The following is a 13,670-nucleotide window of genomic DNA, read 5'->3' as shown; positions in this document are numbered from 1 at the left end:
ATGTCGCTAAAGCGACCCGCCGCAGGCGAAGAATGCGCATGACGCATTCTTTTTTATATATCAGAGAAAGCGGAAAAATTCTTTCAAAGCATAAGGGAAATTGCAGTTAAGGCAATTCCTTTTTATTGTTGCCCAATATTTCCTAAAGTTTCTATCCAAACAACCGATAAATAAATTAGATAACAATTCAGACAGCTGGATATACTAACAGTATAGAAAGAGAGACAGAAAGGGAGGAGATGCCTTTATGCGTATAGAAGCATATAATCAGATAGGCCAGGTTTTTAATACGGGGAGAGCTTCCAGAATTAAAGGCAGCGGAGCCGTCTCCAGAAGAGATGAAGTGGAGATTTCACAGGCAGGCAGGGATTATCAGGTTGCCAAACAGGCAGTGGCAGAAGCATCTGATATCAGAGAAGATAAGGTTGCCGCGTTGAAGAGCAGTATTGCATCCGGAAACTACAAGGTGGAAACAGGAGATTTTGCTGCTAAATTACTGGAAAAATATGAAGCATATTTTTAGAAATGAGGTTTTCACGTGGCCAGTTTAATGGAAGATTTTATCAGTATATTGGAGAAAGAGAACGGGGAATATGAGCGTCTGACTGAACTGTCTCAGGAGAAACGGCAGATTATTATTGACGGGAATATCCCCGCTCTTGAAGAAATTACCAGCCGGGAACAGGAAGTGACCAGTGTTCTTAAGAATCTGGAAAATAAAAGAGAAGAAGTTGTCAATGATATGTCTATCGTACTTAGTAAGAAGCCGGAAGAACTGACTATTACTAATATGATAGCCTTTTTAAATAAACAGCCGAAAGAGCAGCAGCAGTTAAAGGAACTGAAGGAGAAGCTGCGTACCACACTGGAGAAAATGGCAGATATCAATGCACAGAACGAAGTGTTGCTGAAACATGCCATTGAGATGACTGAATTTGATCTGACGCTGTTTAAGAGTATGCGTCAGGCCCCCACTACTGCCAATTATGACAAACGTGCCAATAACACCGGAGACCTGCTGGGAAGCAGCGGGTTTGACGCGAAGCAGTGAGAGCGTCGGACGGTGAATATGTATAACAGAATTACAACAGGGAAGGCAGAATCAGCAGGGAAGCGGAAATAGAAGGAGAAAGCAGATATGGCAAATGGAATGGGAAGTTTGTATATCGGTGCATCCGGGCTGCAGAACAGTCAGAATGCGCTGAATACTACAGCCAATAACCTTGCAAATGCAGATACCAAAGGATATGTGAGGCAGCAGGTATTATTTGCAGACAGAGATTATGTAACCTTTCAGAGTGCCGCCATCAGTAAACAGCAGGCGGGACTTGGACTGGCGATTGCCGATGTGATACATACCAGAGATTATTTCCTGGACAGATATTACCGCACGGAGAATGGTCGTCAGTCTTTTTATGAGACAAATTACCTGGCTGTACAGGACGTGGAAAATATTTTCCAGGAACTGGAAGGAGAGCAGTTTCAGACTCAGCTGGAAGAATTCTGGAAATCTTTTGCAGAGCTGAGCAAAGGTCCCAATACGGAAGTAAACCAGAACCTGGTGGTTAAAAACGCAACCCTGTTTATTGAAAGAGCGCAGGGTGTTTATCAGAATATGAAGGAATACCAGAAGCGGATTAATATTAAGATCCGGGAAGGTGTTGACCGTATCAACGAACTGGGTCATACCATTCAGAATCTGAATAAAGAGATTATGAGAATCGAATCCGGCGGTGTGGAGACAGCCATGACCCTGCGGGATGAGCGTGATAATGCGCTGGATGAACTTTCCTCCCTGGCCAAAGTGGAATTTCGGGAAGATGCCAACGGAGCAGTCAGAGTCCGGCTGGAAAATGTGGAATTTCTGGATGAAGTCCATGTATTTGAAATTGGTATTCGGCAGGATGATGTGACAGGTTTTGTAACGCCCTACTGGCCCCGGTTGTCAGACCTGAGCAGAGGAAAATACGCGGATGTGTTTGACTTTGATGTGGATATTGCTCCGGAATTGAATTCAGATATCGGAGAACTGAAAGCCCTTGTACTCAGCAGAGGAGACAGATTTGCTACCTACCGTGATATTGCCGGGCTGTCTGCAGACGAATACAATGACGGAGCCGGTATGTCTGTTATGCTTTCGGCGGAAGCCGAATTTGACCAGTTTATTCATGAAGTGATTACAGCTGTCAATGATGTGCTCAGTCCCACCAAAACCATATCATTTACAGGGGCAGACGGTACGCCGTACAATAATGTCCGTGTCTGGGATGAAGATAAAGGATGCCTGGGGGCAGACGGACAGAAGCCCGGCAGAGAACTGTTTGTAAGACGGGGCTGTGACCGTTACAGAGAAGTTGCAGATAATCAGGTTCCGCCCAACATTTACTATGTGTATAATGAAGAAGATTCACCCGATACCTTTAAAATGTATACTATTCAGAACGTTGACGTGAATCCGGATTTGCTGGAGACAGAGTCCGGAATGCCCCATCTGAATCCGGATGGGACTCCTGCCTGGGATATGGCTCAGCAGCTTGTGGATATCTGGGAAGCCAAGAAATATATCAGTAATCCCAATGATACCAATCCCTGTAATTTCAAAGAATATTACAAGAAAATGATTGTGGATATCGGCACAAACGGCAATGTTTACAAGTCAATGGCCGAAGACCTGGAGGCTGAGGTGGCTTCTATTGAGAACAGCAGACAGCAGGTATTTGGCGTATCTTCTGATGAAGAACTTCAGAATATGATTAAATATCAGAGTGCTTACAATGCAGCCAGCCGGTTTATCAACGTGATTTCTGAAATGCTGGAACACCTTGTGACCAGACTGTAACAGGAGGAAAAATATGCCATCAACATTTTTTGGACTGACCATAGCGGGTTCCGCTTTAAATACATTTCATGTGGCCACCAACACGGTTGCCAACAACATTTCCAATGTGCACACGAAAGGTTATACCAGACAGGAAGCTGTGCGTGTGGCTGCAGAGGCCCTTCGTACCCATCAGCGCTACGGTATGGCGGGCAGCGGAGTCTGCACTACGGAAATTATACAGAAACGTGATTTTTATTATGACGTAAAATACTGGGAAAACAATGCCAAAATCGGGATGTTTGACGCTCAGTTATATGGAGCACAGCAGATAGAGAATTTTCTGGAAGATGAGGATGCTGTCAAGGGTTTTGGTTCTATTCTGGATGAAATGTTTGACGCATTGGATGATGTGAAAAACAACGCAGAAAGTCTGGATGCCAGAAAAGCATTTATAAGCAAGTGCCAGAATTTTACTAATTTCTTTACCAGCATGAATGTGGGACTGATTCGCATTCAGGAAGATGTCAATCAGGAAATTGCCACACAGGTGGCGCAGATTAATGCCATCGGCCAGAAAATTTCCATGCTGAACCGTCAGATTAATATTATAGAGCAGCAGGGTACCAATGCCAATGATCTGCGCGACCAGCGCGCGGTTCTGATAGATCAGCTTTCCGAGCTGGTACCGGTGGAAGTGACAGAGTCCAAAGTAAGCAACAGCAATTATCCGGATATGTATACCGGAGGAACCAACTACATTGTGAAAATCAACGGACAGACGCTGGTGGAGAACTTTGAATACAATACGCTGGAATGCAGGGCCAGGGATTATAAGGTCAATGCCTCAGATGCAGAAGGGCTGTACGACATTTACTGGACCAGGAATAATGTGCCCTTTAACGCTTCAGGAAGAACCTGTACCGGAAGGCTGAAAGGTCTGTTTGATGTCCGGGACGGCAATAATAATGAAGCATTTCAGGGAAGGGTACAGTCTCTGAATATGGTTGGCACCGGCGATGACAGACATTATCAGGTTACCATCAAAAATCCCAGTATCACCAGTGTTAATCAGATGACCATGGATTCCGAGGGAATCATTACAATTAATAACAGGGATTTCGCTTATACGGGATTTTCCTATGATTCGGAAACCCAGACCTATGTGTTTGACCTGAAAATAGACACCATGAGCGCAGAGACGGAACAGGATTTACTGGAACGGACAGCAGTAATTGGCGGAGATATTGACGCCATGGGTGTACCTTATTATCAGGCTCAGTGCAACAGTTTTCTGAGGGAATTTGCAAAACAGTTTAACGAACTGCACAAATCAGGGGTTGACCTGAAGGGGAATGACGGTATTTCCTTCTTTGTGGCAGAGAACCCTGCGGATGGTTCAGAGTATAATTTTGCTGATTTTGATCTTGATAAAACAGACAGCATGACCTCTACGGGAAATTATTATTATATGCTGACTGCCGCAAATATTAAAGTGGCCTACGACCTGGAGCATGACCCCAATTTCCTGGTAACCATGAATAAACCCGACATGCCGGATGACGTGGCGACTCAGGATATTGTGGTGGAGATGCTGAAACTGAAAAAAGATGTCAAGGTTTTCCGCGGCGTGGGAGCAGATCAGTTTCTGGCCTGCCTGATCAGCGACAATACCGTAGATACCGAGAAAGCGAAAACTTTACTGAAAAATTATGAAAATATTGGTGAGACAATTCTGCAGAAACGTATGTCTATTTCCGGTGTGGATGAAGATGAGGAGGCTCTGGATATGTTAAAATTCCAGAATTCCTATAATCTGGCCTCCAGGATGATTCAGACCATGTCAGAGATGTATGACCGTCTGATTCTGGAAACCGGTGTGTAAGGAGGTTTGATAATTATGATGCGTGTAACTAACAGCATGATCAGCAGAAACAGCATGACTAACATTAACAGTAATAAAGTAAACGTGGATACACTGAATACTCAGATGACCACTCAGAAAAAGATTATCCGGCCTTCTGACGATCCTATTATTGCAGTTCGGGCCCTGCGTCTGCGCAGTAATCTGAGTGAGCTGAATCAGTATTATGAGAGAAATATACCGGATGCCAAATCCTGGTTCGAGGTAACCGAAGGAGCCCTTGATAATATGGAAGAAATTCTTCGGAATGTTTATGAGAAATGTGTGGACGGTTCCACAGATGTGAAAACCCAGGAAGACCGCGCAGCCATTCTGAAAGATATGCAGTCTCTCCGTTATCAGGTGTATGCGGAAGGCAACACAGACTGCGCCGGAAGAAGTGTATTTACCGGCTATAAGACCAACAGCAAGCTCACTTTCCTGAAAGAGGAAAAAGATACTTCCTATGAGATTACAGAGCCTGTATCTTTTGAAGATATTGAGGAAAAGCGTTTCTACAGCAATGAGGTGAAAGTGCCCAATTCTTCTGCAGAAGTTCTGACAGGCGTAGCCCTCGGTGATATGCCGGAGGAACATGTGATTAATAGAATCCGTCTGTCTTATGAGGGACTGGGAGATATTGAGGCAGGGGATATCAAATATATTGATGCGGATGGAAATGTACAGGAGCTGGATGGAGTTGGTTACGATGATGACGGAAGACCCATCACAGTGACCACAGATATGACCTATGATCAGTGGGTGAAAGATGGATATCCTGTGGGGTATGGCGAGGTAATTTATTTCAAGGAAACCGGAGAACTGGTAATGGGAAAAGGAGTGGCAGATTTCCTGGGCAGTGAAAAAGCCCAGCTGAGCGTCACCTATACCAAACAGGGATTTAAGGAAGGCGAGGTAAGACCGGAGCATTATTTCGACTGTAAGAACACCACAGATCCCAAAAATGAGATTACTTATGTAAAAGAAAATCAGGAAATTAAATTTACAATTGCATTCGGTCAGGAGCTGACCATCAATACACAGGCCAGTGATGTCCTTGACGCTTCCATCGGACGGGATGTGGACGATCTGACCAATGCGGTTCAGGCGGCAATTGCGGCGCATGATAAAGTAGATAAGATTAAAGAAATGATGACCCAGCAGCAGTATTCCGACCCTGCTTCTCAGGAGGCATTGGGTCAGTGGCTGGAAGCAGCGGAAAAAGAAGCGGTTTATGCAGACGAGAATATGCAGAAACTTTATGCAAGAGGAATAACGAAATTTCAGGGGTATCTGGATCAGGTGAAACTTGCCAGAACAGATATGGGCAGCCGGGAAGGACGTCTGAATCTTACGGAAAACAGGATGGCTAACCAGCAGACGACTTTTGAACAGCTGAAATCCAGAAATGAAGATATGGAACTTTCAGACATCATCATCGAATATACAGCGGCCTATAACGCATATCAGGCGTCCCTGCAGGCGTCTGCCAAAGCAAACGGCCAGACACTGCTGAATTATCTGTAACAGGAGGAAGCTATGCAGATTGAGACAAGATTATTCGGAGAGATAGATATAGAAGATGAGAAAATAATCTTTTTTGAAAAAGGCATTATCGGTTTTCCGGACTGCCAGAAATTCACACTGATTTACGATGAAGGAGAGGACGGGGCCCGCAAAGGAATTTCCTGGCTTCAGTCTCTGGATGAACCGGCATTTGCCCTTCCGGTTATGGATCCTCTGCTGATAAAGGAGGATTATAATCCTCAGGTGGAGGATGAAGTGCTGGAGCATCTTGGGAACCTTACAGCAGAAAATACTTATGTACTGGTAACTGTGACAGCCAAAGAAGATATCACACTGCTGAGTGTGAATCTGAAAGCACCTATTGTAATTAATACAGATGAACGGAAGGCTCATCAGGTAATTGTAGAAGATGATTTTCCGGTAAAATTCCCAATATACGAGATTTTGAAGGCTAAAAAAGAAAAGGCGGGTGAATAGGATGCTGGCATTAACCAGAAAAAAAGGAGAATCCATCATTTTAAATAATGATATTGAAATCAGTATCCTGGAACTGCGGGGGGATCAGGTGAAAGTTGGAATCAATGCACCGAAAGAAGTTCCTGTGTATCGCAAAGAAGTATATCTTCAGATACAGAAAGAAAATGAGGCCGCTTCTTCAGCAGACAGCCTGGCAGCCCTGAAAGGTATTTTATAAAAGCAGATAACGGAAAAAGATGGTTTTTTCATTTTTGTGCCAGAAGAACCAATGGATTGATTACAAAATAATAAGCCCACAGGAATTATGGATTAAGCGCCGGATTCCTGGGGGCTTTTTTGTTCTTCTACAGGAAATTCCTCTGGATTTCCTGTAGAAGAACAAAACAATGATGCGCAGCTCGCGGGGGTGATGTTTATTGCTGCGCAATCCGCTCGCGCGCGGAGAATGCGTATAGCGCATTCTTTTTTATGCAGCAAAGGCCCTGTCACTTTAAAGCACAAAAGTATTTTCCTGTAGAAGAAAAAAATCTTATCGCACCCCAAATGGCGCAGCAAACCGTCCAGGTCTCTCATGAAAGACGCCGGATTTTTATATTTTACTGAAAAAACATGGAAATTCTCGGAATACAGGAATTAATTCTTCAAATTTTCCGGTGTGGGGATTGAAAAGGGTGAAAACAATGTGTAAAGTTTATATATAAGACGGCAACAGAGATTTTGCACCATTTACAAACTTACAAAAGAGAAAAGAAATTACTGGAGGGGGAAATATGTTTCAATATCTGCTTCTGTTGGAAACAGATGAAGAACGGGAATTTTTTACGGAAATTTATGAGAAGTACCAAAACGACATGTTCCGTATTGCAAATGGTATTCTGCACAATTCTTCCGATGCGGAGGATATGGTACACGAGACATTTGTGTCGCTGATACAGTATGTGGACCGGATTATTAATTCGGAACCCTACAAAGTGTGGTATTATATCAAAATCACTCTGCAGCACAGAGCCATTAATCTGTACAGGCAGAGAAAGCAGCGGGGAGAAGTGGGACTGGATGAATCATGGACGCAGGAGGATATTTTTGACAAAGACGTGGCCCTGATACTGGAAGAGGCGGAAGAGCACAACCTTTTGCTGAGTCTGGTGAAAAGGCTGAAAGTTTCCTATCAGGAGGTGCTGATTTTACAATACTATTATGATCTGAGTACAAAGGAAATTGCAGATGTTCTGGGAAAAACAGAGGACAATGTCAGGCACATTTCCAAACGTGCAAAAGAAAAGCTGAAAGTTCTGGTGGAAGAAAATCACATGTGGAACGAAAAAAAGAGCGGATCCTGAAAATCCGGAAAATCATATTCCGCAGTTTCTGTAATAACAGATAACGCATCTTCAGACCGGGAGCAGAGGGACGTAAACTGAAAATTAAGTGATAGTTCTTAATTTTTCCGGCAGACGACCGATATATAATAAGAGATAAAACTATAACGGTCATGTTTCACACGGAGGTGATAGTATGGAAGTTCGAAAGGTAAGTACATCATCCGCGCCTTATCAGGGAAGTGGGCCGGAGGTGCCTGTTAAGCAGGAAGCAGTTACCAGACGGGAAACATCAGGAAGCCCTGAAGCATCGCAGGCAGAGAAGAAAATGACTTTGCCGGAACCTGTGAATCCGGAGAAGATCAGGGTATCGGAAAAGAACGGAGTTTCAGAGAAAACAGGAGCTTCTGGAGAAGAAAAGCAAAATCCCATAGAAGCGCAGGAGATGTCGCAGAAAAAAAACAGCATGAAGCGTGCAGTGGAAGAAGTAAACCGGAAGGCGAAGAACTCAGAGCTTATTTTCGGAATACATGATGCCACAAATCGGGTTACCATTAAGGTGGTAGACAAAGGAACGAAGGAGATTATCCGGGAATTTCCGCCGGAAGAAACGCTGGATATGATTGCAAAGGTATGGGAATTAGCGGGAATTATGATAGATGAACGAGGATAGGAGGAAGAAAAATGCCAATCAGACTTTCTGGATTAAACTCAGGACTTGATACAGATTCCATCGTACAGGAACTGGTATCAGCGTATCGTACCAAACAGGATAAATACACAAAGGCTCAGACCAAACTTTCCTGGAAGCAGGAATCCTGGAAAGACATGAATACCAAGATTTACAATTTTTACAGCAAGACTCTGTCAAATATGCGCCGGGTAGGTAACTTTAATAAGAAGACAACTACCGTATCTGACGAGACTAAGGCAAAGGTAACAGCAGGGGCCGGCGTTGTCAACGGAACGCAGACTCTGGAAGTAAAGAGGCTGGCAACTGCCGGGTATCTGACCGGAGGAAAAATTAAGCAGGCTTATGGCGGACAGATTACAAACGATACAAGTCTCTCTGCTCTGGGCGTGAAAAGCGGGAATCTGACTTTTGATGTGGGTGGTGAAAGAAAAACCATATTTGTGAATGCAACAGATACCGTGGCTGATTTGACAAAAGCATTAGGCGAAAAAGGTATTTCTGCAAATTTCGACGTAACCCAGCAGAGATTTATTTTAAGTTCAAAAACTACCGGAGTAGGAAATGATTTCAGTTTTGTAGTAAACGAAGGGGATACGGCAGCATTTAATATGCTGAACAGCCTTGGACTGGCAACAGAAGAGAATTTTGAAGCAGCCGGAGGAGATTATGCGTTCTCATCCAATGGCATGATTTCAGGAAGCAGTAAATTTAATGGTTTGGATCTGGACAGTACCTCTCCGTCCAATGACCTGAACAATCTTCTGGCACTCAGTTATAAAATTCCCACCGGAACCATGAAGTTTAACGTGGGAGGTGTTGAAAAGACAATAACCGTTGATGAGAACAGTACATGGAACAGCCTCATCAATGATTTTGATGCCGCCGGCATGAAGCTGGAATACGATTCTGCAAAAGGCGGATTTAACCTGAGTTCCAAAAACGGAACGGATGCCGTGGAACTGGTTGCAGGTAAAGGCCCGGACGGCAAGCCGGATGACAGTTTTAAAGTTGCAGACAGCCTTGGACTGGCTACAAAGAAAGACTATCAGGACGCCGGTGCGGTTGAAACTTCAGGTATGAATCTTGCCACCAAGCAGGATGCTACGAATGCTCAGATTATTCTGAATGGCGCGCTGTTTGAGGGAGAATCCAATGATTTTTCCATCAATGGTCTGAATATTACAGCTACAGGCGTCAGCAATGGAGCAATGACTATTACCACATCCACAGACGTGGATGGTGTCTATGATATGATTAAGAGTTTCTTTAAGGAATACAATGAACTGATGAATTCCATGGAATCTGCTTATAATGCTCCTGCTGCCAAGGGATATGAACCTCTGACGGATGATGAGAAAGAAGCCATGTCCGAGAAGGAAATAGAAAAGTGGGAGACCAAGATCAAAGACTCCATTTTAAGACGGGATGAGACACTGCGCTCCGTAATGAGCAATATGTCCATGAACATGGCAAAAGTTTTTGAGGTAGACGGCAAAAAATACAGTCTTGCTTCTTTCGGAATTAAAACAGCAGGATATTTTAATGCGGCAGAAAATGAGTCTTATGCATATCATATTGACCATGATGAAGATGATGCTGTTTCTTCCGGTAATGATGACAAACTGCGCAAAATGATTGCCGAAGATCCCGACGGAGTGGCAAGTTTCTTTACACAGCTTGCAAATACTGTTTATGACGGCCTTCATGAGAAAATGCAGGCTACCAGTTCCAGCAGTATCTATAAGGTTTACAATGACAAACAGATGCAGGCCGAGTATGACGAATACACCAAGACTATTAAGAAATGGGAAGAAAAATTACAGGCCATGGAAGAAGCCTATTATAAGAAATTTGCTGCCATGGAAACTGCACTTGGAAAACTGCAGTCTCAGACAAATTCACTTTCTTCATTGTTCGGAGGCTGATAAGGAGGACATAACGTGATAGCGAACAGAGGATATGATGCCTATGCAAGGAACAAAATTATGACAGCTTCCCCTGCGGAGCTGACATTGATGCTCTATGAAGGGGCAATCAAATTCTGTAATATTGCGATAGTTGCAATTGAAGAAAAAAATGTGGAAAAAGCACATAATAATATTACGAAAGTTGAAAATATTATTTCAGAATTTTTGTCAACACTGGATCATAAATATGAAGTTGCCAGAGATTTTGAAAATGTTTACAATTACATCATGGACCGTCTGGTCGAGGCAAATCTGAAGAAAGACAAAGAGATTCTGGAAGAAGTGCTGTCCCATCTTCGTACCATGCGCGACACCTGGAAAGAAGTGATGGGGCAGAATAAAGCTGCAAAGGCGGAATAATATGGGAAATGATTATGTAAGCGTTATGATTCAGAGCCTTCAGAAAAAGGTGCAGGTTCTGGATGAAATTATTGAGAAGAATAAAGAACAGCAGCAGATTCTGGAACAGGAAGAGTTTGACGGAGATGCCTTTGAGCAGAACGTGGAGGAAAAAGGGAACCTGATTGATCACATTAATTTTCTGGATGAAGGGTTCGAAGAACTGTACAGTCGTGTGAAAGCTGTTCTGGAAACAGAAAAACAGGCCCATAAAGAAGATATTCTGCTTATGAAGCAGCTTATCACGGAAATTACGGAGAAATCCGTGACGATTCAGAGTGAAGAAGTCCGTAACCGGAGACTGGTGGAGCGTCGCTTTTCTCAGGAACGGAAAAAAGTAAAAAGTATGAGGAATTCTTCTACGGTAGCGAAGCAGTATTATACCAATATGGCAAAGCTGAATTATGTAGACGCTCAGTTTATGGACAAAAAGAAATAAAAAGCAGATACCCCTCCGGACGGATGTCCGGAGGGGATTGTGTTATGTACAGATGGAAAAACTGATATCCGAAAAGAGGTGAAAATTGTGAAAGAAAGGAAAAAACTCCCGATAGGAGAAGAATTTTTTCGAAATATCAGAACGAAAGGATTCTATTACGTGGATAAAACAGGTTTTATCAGTGAACTGCTGAGAACCAGAGGCAGTGTAAACCTTTTTACGCGTCCCCGGCGCTTTGGGAAAAGTTTAAACCTGGATATGCTGAAAACATTTTTTGAGATTGACACGGATCCTTCATTGTTTGAAGGGCTTGAAATTGCAGAAGAAAAAGAACTGTGTGAACAATATATGGGAAAATATCCTGTTATCTCTGTCAGTCTGAAAGACGTTGGAGGGGAAAACTTTCAGGCTGCATATGATGCGCTGTGTACGGTTGTCAGCGAAGAAGCTGCAAGATTGGATTTTCTTATGAAAAGCGACCGATTAATGCCCCATGATCAGGAAAAGCTGGAACACTTGATAAAAAATCGGTTGGAGAAATCCTCTGATCTCCATCATAGCCTGAAACTGTTAACAAGACTGTTGCGAAAACATTATGGGGTATCTGCTATTGTACTGATTGATGAGTATGATGTGCCGCTGGACAAAGCATATCATAATGGATACTATCTGCAAATGGTAGATTTGATTCGTTCCATATTCAGCCAGGCCCTTAAAACAAATGAGAATCTTGAGTTTGCAGTGATAACAGGCTGCCTTCAGATTGCCAGAGAAAGTATTTTTACAGGACTGAATAATTTCAAAGTTCGGACAGTTTCGGATGTCCGTTTTGCAGAATATTTTGGTTTTACAGATCAGGAAGTAACCAAATTGCTGGACTATTATGATTTGGGAGAGAAGATCGCATTATTCAGAGAGTGGTATGATGGATATCGATTCGGAAATGTTCATGTTTACTGCCCCTGGGATGTACTTAATCAGTGCGATAAATTTTGTGAATCAGAAAGTGCCTGGATGGAATCACATTGGGAGAACAGCAGCAGTAACAGTATTGTGAAAGATATTCTGGAACATTCTACCGAAGCCACGAGAACAGAAATGGAAGCGCTTATATCTGGTGAATCCATAGAAAAACCGCTGATTTCAGGACTGACATATTCAGATTTTGACAACGGGAACAGGCAGAAAAAGCAGATGTATCTGTGGAGTATACTTTATGCAACCGGTTATCTTACAGATGCAGGGGAATCAGCTGGCAGGATTCACGAGCTGGTTATTCCGAACAGGGAAATTCTTGGAATCTATGAAGAAAAAATTCTGGCCTGGTTTGAGAAGAAAATGGTGAGTAATACGGAGCGGTGGCAGAAGTTCTGCACAGCAGTAAAAGAAGGGAATGGGAATACGGTTCAGGTATTGTTCAATAGTTTTATGGAAGAATCCATCAGTATTCGTGATACTTATGTCAGAAAAGAAATGAAGGAAAATTTTTACCATGGAATGCTGCTTGGGCTGATGAGGGCAGAAGAGAGCTGGATTGTAAAGTCAAATGCAGAATCCGGGGTTGGTCATATGGATATTATGCTTATCATTCCATCGGAGAAGACCGGATGTATTATAGAAATAAAATATGCTGAAAACGGAACCTTTGACGCTGCCTGCAGTCAGGCGATGGAACAGATTGAAAAAAAGGGATATGAATCACTTTTGAAACAGGAAGAGATAAAAACAATCTATAAATTTGGCATTGCCTGCTATAAGAAAAGCTGTAAAGTGGCAGTGGAATGCAGTACATGACAAAAAGTAAAATTAAATGTAAAAAAGTATAAACTCTTTTCAAAAAGAACCGATAAAAATAATGTAAGTCAGAAGTGCAACTGTTACAACTGAAGAAAGAGTTGCATAAAGTTTCCGGAAGGCTGTTCAGAAGCCTCAGGGAACAGAACGAAAAACTGCTTCGGCAGAATGGTCATCTGTATTATATACAGGCAGATGATTATAAAAATATCACATGCAGCATGGAAGCTGCGTTAAATTCAAGGAGGAAAACATTATGGCAATGGTAGTACAGCACAATCTTACAGCAATGAACGCGAACCGTCAGTTAGGCGTTACCACAAGCACACAGGC

At 42.9% G+C, this 13,670-nt stretch carries 13 protein-coding genes; all 13 read left to right on the top strand.

Annotated features, from left to right (window positions below; translation table 11 throughout):
• Positions 1-247: 247 nt before the first annotated feature.
• Positions 248-523 (top strand): flagellar biosynthesis anti-sigma factor FlgM, encoded by a 276-nt coding sequence (gene flgM, locus C805_RS22405; RefSeq protein WP_016216317.1) that lies wholly within the window; start codon positions 248-250, stop codon positions 521-523.
• Between the two features lie 15 nt (positions 524-538).
• Positions 539-1,051, top strand: a complete 513-nt coding sequence (locus tag C805_RS22400; protein ID WP_016216316.1) for a flagellar protein FlgN — start codon at positions 539-541, stop codon at positions 1,049-1,051.
• Positions 1,052-1,138: 87 nt separating this feature from the next.
• Entirely contained in the window at positions 1,139-2,839 is a 1,701-nt protein-coding gene (gene flgK, locus C805_RS22395) for a flagellar hook-associated protein FlgK (RefSeq protein WP_016216315.1), read from the top strand.
• 13 nt (positions 2,840-2,852) lie between these two features.
• Positions 2,853-4,703, top strand: a complete 1,851-nt coding sequence (flgK, locus tag C805_RS22390) for a flagellar hook-associated protein FlgK (protein ID WP_016216314.1) — start codon at positions 2,853-2,855, stop codon at positions 4,701-4,703.
• A gap of 15 nt (positions 4,704-4,718) precedes the next feature.
• Positions 4,719-6,248 carry a flagellar hook-associated protein FlgL gene (gene flgL, locus C805_RS22385; protein WP_016216313.1) on the top strand — a complete coding sequence of 510 codons (1,530 nt, stop codon included), beginning with the start codon at positions 4,719-4,721 and terminating at the stop codon, positions 6,246-6,248.
• Between the two features lie 12 nt (positions 6,249-6,260).
• Positions 6,261-6,725 (top strand): flagellar assembly protein FliW, encoded by a 465-nt coding sequence (fliW, locus tag C805_RS22380; protein ID WP_016216312.1) that lies wholly within the window; start codon positions 6,261-6,263, stop codon positions 6,723-6,725.
• 1 nt (position 6,726) lies between these two features.
• Positions 6,727-6,942: a carbon storage regulator CsrA gene (gene csrA / locus C805_RS22375; RefSeq protein WP_016216311.1), complete on the top strand. Its 216-nt coding sequence runs from the start codon at positions 6,727-6,729 to the stop codon at positions 6,940-6,942.
• A 553-nt stretch (positions 6,943-7,495) separates the two neighbouring features.
• Positions 7,496-8,065: an RNA polymerase sigma factor gene (locus C805_RS22370; protein ID WP_016216310.1), complete on the top strand. Its 570-nt coding sequence runs from the start codon at positions 7,496-7,498 to the stop codon at positions 8,063-8,065.
• 175 nt (positions 8,066-8,240) lie between these two features.
• Positions 8,241-8,717: a flagellar protein FlaG gene (locus C805_RS22365; RefSeq protein ID WP_016216309.1), complete on the top strand. Its 477-nt coding sequence runs from the start codon at positions 8,241-8,243 to the stop codon at positions 8,715-8,717.
• Positions 8,718-8,728: 11 nt separating this feature from the next.
• Complete coding sequence (gene fliD / locus C805_RS22360; RefSeq protein WP_016216308.1) at positions 8,729-10,663, top strand: flagellar filament capping protein FliD; 1,935 nt, start codon at positions 8,729-8,731, stop codon at positions 10,661-10,663.
• Positions 10,664-10,678: 15 nt separating this feature from the next.
• Positions 10,679-11,065, top strand: a complete 387-nt coding sequence (gene fliS, locus C805_RS22355) for a flagellar export chaperone FliS (protein WP_016216307.1) — start codon at positions 10,679-10,681, stop codon at positions 11,063-11,065.
• 1 nt (position 11,066) lies between these two features.
• Positions 11,067-11,543 (top strand): flagellar export chaperone FlgN, encoded by a 477-nt coding sequence (gene flgN / locus C805_RS22350; protein WP_016216306.1) that lies wholly within the window; start codon positions 11,067-11,069, stop codon positions 11,541-11,543.
• 39 nt (positions 11,544-11,582) lie between these two features.
• On the top strand, positions 11,583-13,337 hold the full coding sequence (locus C805_RS22345; protein WP_016216305.1) for an AAA family ATPase: 1,755 nt from the start codon (positions 11,583-11,585) through the stop codon (positions 13,335-13,337).
• Positions 13,338-13,670 lie beyond the last annotated feature (333 nt).

Source organism: Eubacterium sp. 14-2, assembly GCF_000403845.2.
GTDB lineage: Bacteria > Bacillota > Clostridia > Lachnospirales > Lachnospiraceae > Petralouisia.
This window is presented reverse-complemented; position numbering and strand designations above follow the sequence as displayed.

Excerpts from the sequence above, each read along its gene's own strand:
- flgN (WP_016216306.1), top strand. The coding sequence starts at position 11,067 with ATGGGAAATGATTATGTAAGCGTTATGATTCAGAGCCTTCAGAAAAAG.
- C805_RS22370 (WP_016216310.1), top strand. The coding sequence starts at position 7,496 with ATGTTTCAATATCTGCTTCTGTTGGAAACAGATGAAGAACGGGAATTT.
- flgK (WP_016216314.1), top strand. The coding sequence starts at position 2,853 with ATGCCATCAACATTTTTTGGACTGACCATAGCGGGTTCCGCTTTAAAT.
- fliD (WP_016216308.1), top strand. The coding sequence starts at position 8,729 with ATGCCAATCAGACTTTCTGGATTAAACTCAGGACTTGATACAGATTCC.
- flgL (WP_016216313.1), top strand. The coding sequence starts at position 4,719 with ATGATGCGTGTAACTAACAGCATGATCAGCAGAAACAGCATGACTAAC.
- C805_RS22365 (WP_016216309.1), top strand. The coding sequence starts at position 8,241 with ATGGAAGTTCGAAAGGTAAGTACATCATCCGCGCCTTATCAGGGAAGT.
- flgK (WP_016216315.1), top strand. The coding sequence starts at position 1,139 with ATGGCAAATGGAATGGGAAGTTTGTATATCGGTGCATCCGGGCTGCAG.
- fliW (WP_016216312.1), top strand. The coding sequence starts at position 6,261 with ATGCAGATTGAGACAAGATTATTCGGAGAGATAGATATAGAAGATGAG.
- csrA (WP_016216311.1), top strand. The coding sequence starts at position 6,727 with ATGCTGGCATTAACCAGAAAAAAAGGAGAATCCATCATTTTAAATAAT.
- flgM (WP_016216317.1), top strand. The coding sequence starts at position 248 with ATGCGTATAGAAGCATATAATCAGATAGGCCAGGTTTTTAATACGGGG.